General features: G+C 59.4%; 7 protein-coding genes. 2 read left to right on the forward strand and 5 right to left on the reverse strand.

The genetic code is table 11. The features are described 5' to 3' along the window. From yidC to rpmH, 5 genes are all read right to left on the reverse strand, one after another. Positions 1 to 382 (reverse strand): membrane protein insertase YidC (gene yidC, locus L0H65_RS14405; RefSeq protein WP_301459742.1); only part of this gene is annotated, 382 nt, incomplete at its 3' end. 213 nt (positions 383 to 595) lie between these two features. Then, positions 596 to 2,167 carry a bifunctional diguanylate cyclase/phosphodiesterase gene (locus L0H65_RS14410; RefSeq protein WP_301459743.1) on the reverse strand — a complete coding sequence of 524 codons (1,572 nt, stop codon included), beginning with the start codon at positions 2,165 to 2,167 and terminating at the stop codon, positions 596 to 598. 148 nt (positions 2,168 to 2,315) lie between these two features. After that, the gene (yidD, locus tag L0H65_RS14415; RefSeq protein ID WP_301459744.1) at positions 2,316 to 2,552 is read right to left on the reverse strand and encodes a membrane protein insertion efficiency factor YidD; all 237 of its coding nucleotides are present in this window, start codon (positions 2,550 to 2,552) and stop codon (positions 2,316 to 2,318) included. Beyond that, positions 2,549 to 2,986 (reverse strand): ribonuclease P protein component, encoded by a 438-nt coding sequence (gene rnpA / locus L0H65_RS14420; protein WP_301459745.1) that lies wholly within the window; start codon positions 2,984 to 2,986, stop codon positions 2,549 to 2,551. The genes yidD and rnpA overlap by 4 nt, the downstream gene beginning before the upstream one ends. A 41-nt stretch (positions 2,987 to 3,027) precedes the next feature. Next, positions 3,028 to 3,162: a 50S ribosomal protein L34 gene (gene rpmH, locus L0H65_RS14425; protein WP_301459746.1), complete on the reverse strand. Its 135-nt coding sequence runs from the start codon at positions 3,160 to 3,162 to the stop codon at positions 3,028 to 3,030. A 325-nt stretch (positions 3,163 to 3,487) separates the two neighbouring features. Here rpmH and L0H65_RS14430 point away from each other — a divergent pair, with 325 nt between their 5' ends. Beyond that, positions 3,488 to 4,225, forward strand: a complete 738-nt coding sequence (locus tag L0H65_RS14430; RefSeq protein WP_301459747.1) for a TVP38/TMEM64 family protein — start codon at positions 3,488 to 3,490, stop codon at positions 4,223 to 4,225. Further along, positions 4,226 to 4,976: FAD-dependent oxidoreductase (locus L0H65_RS14435; protein WP_301459748.1), on the forward strand; the 751-nt coding region annotated here is incomplete at its 3' end.

Here is a 4,976-nt window from a genome sequence, read left to right on the forward strand (position 1 = left end):
AAAGCGCGTAATAGGCGTGCGGTTGACCGATTGGCGACAGCAAGGTGACAATCGCGGATTTCGGGTCAATCGTGGTGTGATAGGTTTTCAGCGCGAGATCGTCGATACGGCCGCCGAGCAGGGAGATTGTCCCCTTCAGGCGCGGGGTATCAATTGCAACGCGCGGTGTGGTCGCCAAAGTGGCAGTCGCGGTGCTGGCATCCGGTGCCAATGGGACTGCCGCTGTCGCGGGCGGTGCGGTGGTTTCTGCAGTCGTCGAAACGACGGCCGGGGCGTTCGGGTCAACAACCGGCTCTGCGGGTGGGAAAAAGACAAACCACACCAGAATCACGAGGAAACTGAGCACCGTTGCGAGGATGAGATTCTTGTTCTGATCGTCCATCTGGGACCAACACCGTTCCTGTTCTGGGTCAGCGGTGGTTCAACGATAGGGGGCACCAAAGGTCAAGGGCTTTTCCCCGTTTTTGGCTCTCTCTCACAGGAATGGGAGGAGGAAAACGGTGATTTGAAGATTTGCAGTGTCGAAAGCGACTGCGTGTTGGTGGATTTCCGAAAACTGGGGCATTCTCCGCGGGCGCCCCGGCGTTGTGAGCGCCTAGCCCGCCCGATGACCGATCCGGGGCGGGGTACTGCGGCTTGCCTCATGTCGGATGATCCAGGCTTCGGCGTCCTCAAAGCTCATCGGTCTGGCAAACAGGAAGCCTTGTACATGGCGACAGCCCAGTTGAGCGAGCATCGCATGTTCGCCTTTGGTTTCGACGCCTTCGGCCAAGGTCTCCAACCCCATCCGTTCCGCCAGTGACAGGATCCCTGCGACCATTTTTTGCTGTTCGCGATCCTCATCCACCTTGGTCACGAAACTGCGGTCAATCTTCAGCCGACGCAACGCGAATCGCCGGATATTGGTGATCGAAGCATGGCCGGTGCCGAAATCATCCAAGTCAATGCCGCAACCCAGCTTCGCCAATGCCGCGATGTTGTGCACGATCACATCATTTTCGGTTTCTGCGATGACGGTTTCCAGAATCTCGATACACAGCCGGGATGGGGCAAGATCAAACCGGTCCAACTCCCATTTCAGCTTTTCCGCAAGTCGGGGGTTGCGCAGTTCCGTCGCTGAAAAGTTGACTGAGACATTCGGCACATTGTAGCCATTCTTGTCCCAGCGGACCAGTGCGGCGAGGGCGTGATAGAGCATCACCTCGCCCAGACGTTCAGCCAATCCGGCGTCCTCTATCGCTGGCAAAAACTCTGCCGGGGGGACAAGACCGCGTTCGCGGTGATGCCATCGCGCCAGTGCCTCAAACCCGGAGAGTTTGCCGGTGTCAGTGCAGATTTGTGGCTGGAAATGCGGGCGTATTTCACCAGCGTCCAAAGCATTCTCCAGCGTGTTGCGCAAAGCATCGCGGTCGGACCGTTTGCGCGCCATGCCGGCGATGTAGACACGGATCGCGCCGGGGCCGTTGCGCAACGCCTCATCCGCCGCGACCTGCGCTGCATCCAGCAACGACGCGCCTGTCGGCAGCGGCGATTTCGCGCCAAGGCAAAAGCCGATGGAGCAGGTCACATAGAGTCGGGCGGCGTCAATGCTGATCGGCGGGGCGAGAGCGGATTGCAGCCGGGCCGCCGTTTGTATCATCGCCTCCAGATCGATTCGGCGGATGGGGGACAGCGTGATGGCAAAACCGCCGCCTTCCAGCCGTGCCACCGTGTCGCCTTCGCGCAGAGAGGCGCAAAGTCGCTCCGCGCTGCGCGCCAGAACCTCGGTTTGCACCGCCCTTCCATGCCGGTCCAGCAATATGTCGGCATCATCGAACTGGACAACAAAACAAGCGGTTGACCGTCCTGTCACCGGGGCATCGCGCAGGATGGCATCCAGCATGCGAATAATCTCGGGGCGCAGAGCCAAGCCATTGAGGGCGTCGGGCATCGGCGCTGGTGCTGCCTCGCCATTGCGCAGCACCCCGGCAAGCAGGAACAAAAGCGGCAGACCCAGGGCGGTCATCATCATAATCGATTCGCCGCCGATCCAGTACGCGCACAGCGATAGCGCAGGCAGGAAAACCAGCAATTCCGGGCGCCGGAACCCCGCGCCGAGCCAATGGCCGAGGTTTCCAATCCACCCGGCGGTTGCGCGATCTGACGATTGGTTGCGCGGTCCCTGCATCGCATATCCCTTCTCGGTGCAAAGGGCCGGAACGCCCTGATGGCCCCGAAACTAAATCGTCGAGATATTGGTGAAGTTAACGCTCGCCCAATAGTTGCGAAGAATTTTCGATAAATGTTTATCTTTTGTTCTTTAAGTCAAGCGGGGATCAACGCTTTCCCTTCGGCGCCGGAACAGGGTCATACCCGCTGCCCCCCCAAGGATGGCAACGGCAGATGCGGTGCAGGCTCAGATAGCCACCCTTCAGCGCTCCATGTTTTTCCAGCGCCTCAAGCGCATAGGCGGAACAGGTTGGCTGGAACCGGCATCCGTGACCGACCCAAGGGCTGAGGAGAAGGCGATAGGCGCGCACGGGAAGGGCAAGGACATGCGCGAACGGGTTCATTTTCGCGCGCCTTCGCTTGAGGCGTGAATCTTGATCAAGGCGGCCTGCAAGTCATCCAGCAGCAAGGTGAAACTGCGGTCTGCGGTGGCATTTGGCCTGCCGACGAGGACGTAATCCCAACCCGGTTGCCCTAACCGGGGCAGCAGCACGCGCGCTACTTCGCGTAGCCTTCGCTTGGCGCGGTTGCGCGCGACGGCATTGCCCAGTTTCTTTGAACAGGTGTAACCGACGCGAATCAGCGCGCTGTCGTCACCGCGTGCCCGCGCCTGCAACAAAAAGCCCGGCATCCCTTGGCGTCGAGCCGATGCAGCCTTCAGAAAATCCGCGCGGTGGCGCAGGACTTGTGGCGGGCCGCCCGGCAAACATGACAAAACCGCCGCTGGCGCTTGGGTCTCGGCATTGCTGCCCTCTCCCTTTGCCATCGGCGGTATCATGTCGTATACCCTTCAAAAAGCAGGGCCGAAGCCCTGTCCAATCAGGCCGACAGCTTTTTGCGGCCCTTGGCGCGACGGTTGTTCAAGACGGTTTGACCGCCCTTGGTCGCCATGCGGGAACGAAAGCCGTGGCGCCGCGCACGGACCAGATTGGAAGGTTGAAAAGTGCGCTTCATCGCGGTTCTCCATCATATATGCGACCAATTGGAAACGAGGGCGGGATTCGCCGCAATCCACTGGTCGCGCTTATTCGAAGCCCGTCCTTTACGCATCCCCACCGGCCAAGTCAATTCATCGGGGGCGAATTTTCTGCAACATTCCGCGCTATTTCACCTGCGGACTGCCTGAATTGCGGACGGAATGTTTCAATGGGCTTGGTTTCAATGCCAAAGCGGCCATTCCTTATCAACGCCGCGTGAGTGGGCTGACGTCTCGGCGCAAAATCGCCCATGATGATCGAGCGCGACAGCGATCAGACGCTTCACAGAAAGGCCCCACGCCATGCCTTCAAAGGCGAATGCGACAGAAATTACAAAACCCGGCATCCGGGGAAAACTGCCGTTTCTTGCCATCATTGCGGTGGCACTCATCGGTGGGTATCTTTTGCGCGACTATCTGAGTTTTGACGCGCTGGCTGACAATCGGGAAGACCTCGTAGCATTTCGGGATGCGAATTACGCGATCGCGGTACTGACGTTCGTTCTGATCTACGCTGCGATTGTCGGTTTCTCGCTGCCGGGTGCCACCATTGCGACGCTGACGGGCGGCTTTCTGTTCGGAACTTTTCCGGGGGTGTTCTACAATGTGGCGGCTGCAACTATGGGCGCGGTTGCGATCTTTACCGCCGCGCGCAGTGGCTTTGGCGCAAAATTTTCGGAAAAGATCGAACGCAAAGGCGGTGCAGTCGCCAAATTGCAGGTCGGGTTGCAGGAGAATGAATGGTCGATGCTGTTTTTGATGCGGCTTGTCCCTGTGGTGCCGTTTTTCATTGCCAATCTGGTGCCGGCCTTTGTCGGAACCAGACCAAGCCGCTTTGTCATCTCGACCTTTCTGGGGATCATGCCCGGTGCCTTGGTCTTTACCTCGGTCGGCGCGGGCTTGGGCGAAGTTTTTGCCCAAGGTGAGGCGCCGGACCTGTCGATTATTTTCGCACCGCATGTTCTGGGGCCGATTCTGGGGCTTGCTGCACTGTCTGCACTGCCGATCCTGGTGAAACTGCTGCGCAAGAAAGCGAATTGAATGGAACATATCGAAACGGACATCTGCATCATTGGTGCCGGTTCTGGTGGGTTGTCGATTGCGGCAGGCGCGGCACAGATGGGCGCGCGTGTCGTGCTGATCGAAAGCGCGGAGATGGGGGGCGACTGTCTGAATGTCGGCTGTGTGCCGTCGAAGGCCCTGATCGCAGCCGCAAAACATGCCCATGCGATGACGACGGGTGCTCCGTTCGGAATCAAGCCTGTCACGCCGGACGTTGATTTTGGCGCTGTGAAGGATCACGTCGCCCGTGTGATCGCCGCCATCGCCCCGGTTGACAGTCAGGAGCGGTTCGAAGCCCTCGGTGTGCGGGTCATCAGGGCAAGGGCGAAGTTTACCGGCCCGAATGAGGTGGTGGCAGGCGATTTCCGCATCACGGCGCGGCGGTATGTCGTGGCAACCGGGTCACGGCCTTTTGTGCCGCCGATTCCGGGGGCCGACTCAGTGCCGTATCTGACGAATGAGACGATCTTTGCGGATCGCGAAAAGCCCGAACATCTGATCGTGATCGGCGGTGGGCCGATCGGCATGGAGATGGCACAGGCGCATCGACGGCTCGGCTGTCAGGTGACGGTGGTGGAGGGGCTGAAAGCCTTTGGCAACGATGATCCTGAAACCGCTGCAATTGTGCTGGAGCAGATGCGCCGCGAAGGGATTGAGATTCTCGAAGGTGCCAAGGTTGCGCGGATTGGTGGCAAATCGGGCGCGGTTAATGTGGAGATTGAGGATGGTC

The sequence above is a fragment of the Pseudorhodobacter sp. genome, from assembly GCF_030452865.1.
GTDB lineage: Bacteria > Pseudomonadota > Alphaproteobacteria > Rhodobacterales > Rhodobacteraceae > Pseudorhodobacter.

Excerpts from the sequence above, each read along its gene's own strand:
- L0H65_RS14410 (WP_301459743.1), bottom strand. The coding sequence starts at position 2,167 with ATGCAGGGACCGCGCAACCAATCGTCAGATCGCGCAACCGCCGGGTGG.
- yidD (WP_301459744.1), bottom strand. The coding sequence starts at position 2,552 with ATGAACCCGTTCGCGCATGTCCTTGCCCTTCCCGTGCGCGCCTATCGC.
- rnpA (WP_301459745.1), bottom strand. The coding sequence starts at position 2,986 with ATGATACCGCCGATGGCAAAGGGAGAGGGCAGCAATGCCGAGACCCAA.
- rpmH (WP_301459746.1), bottom strand. The coding sequence starts at position 3,162 with ATGAAGCGCACTTTTCAACCTTCCAATCTGGTCCGTGCGCGGCGCCAC.
- L0H65_RS14430 (WP_301459747.1), top strand. The coding sequence starts at position 3,488 with ATGCCTTCAAAGGCGAATGCGACAGAAATTACAAAACCCGGCATCCGG.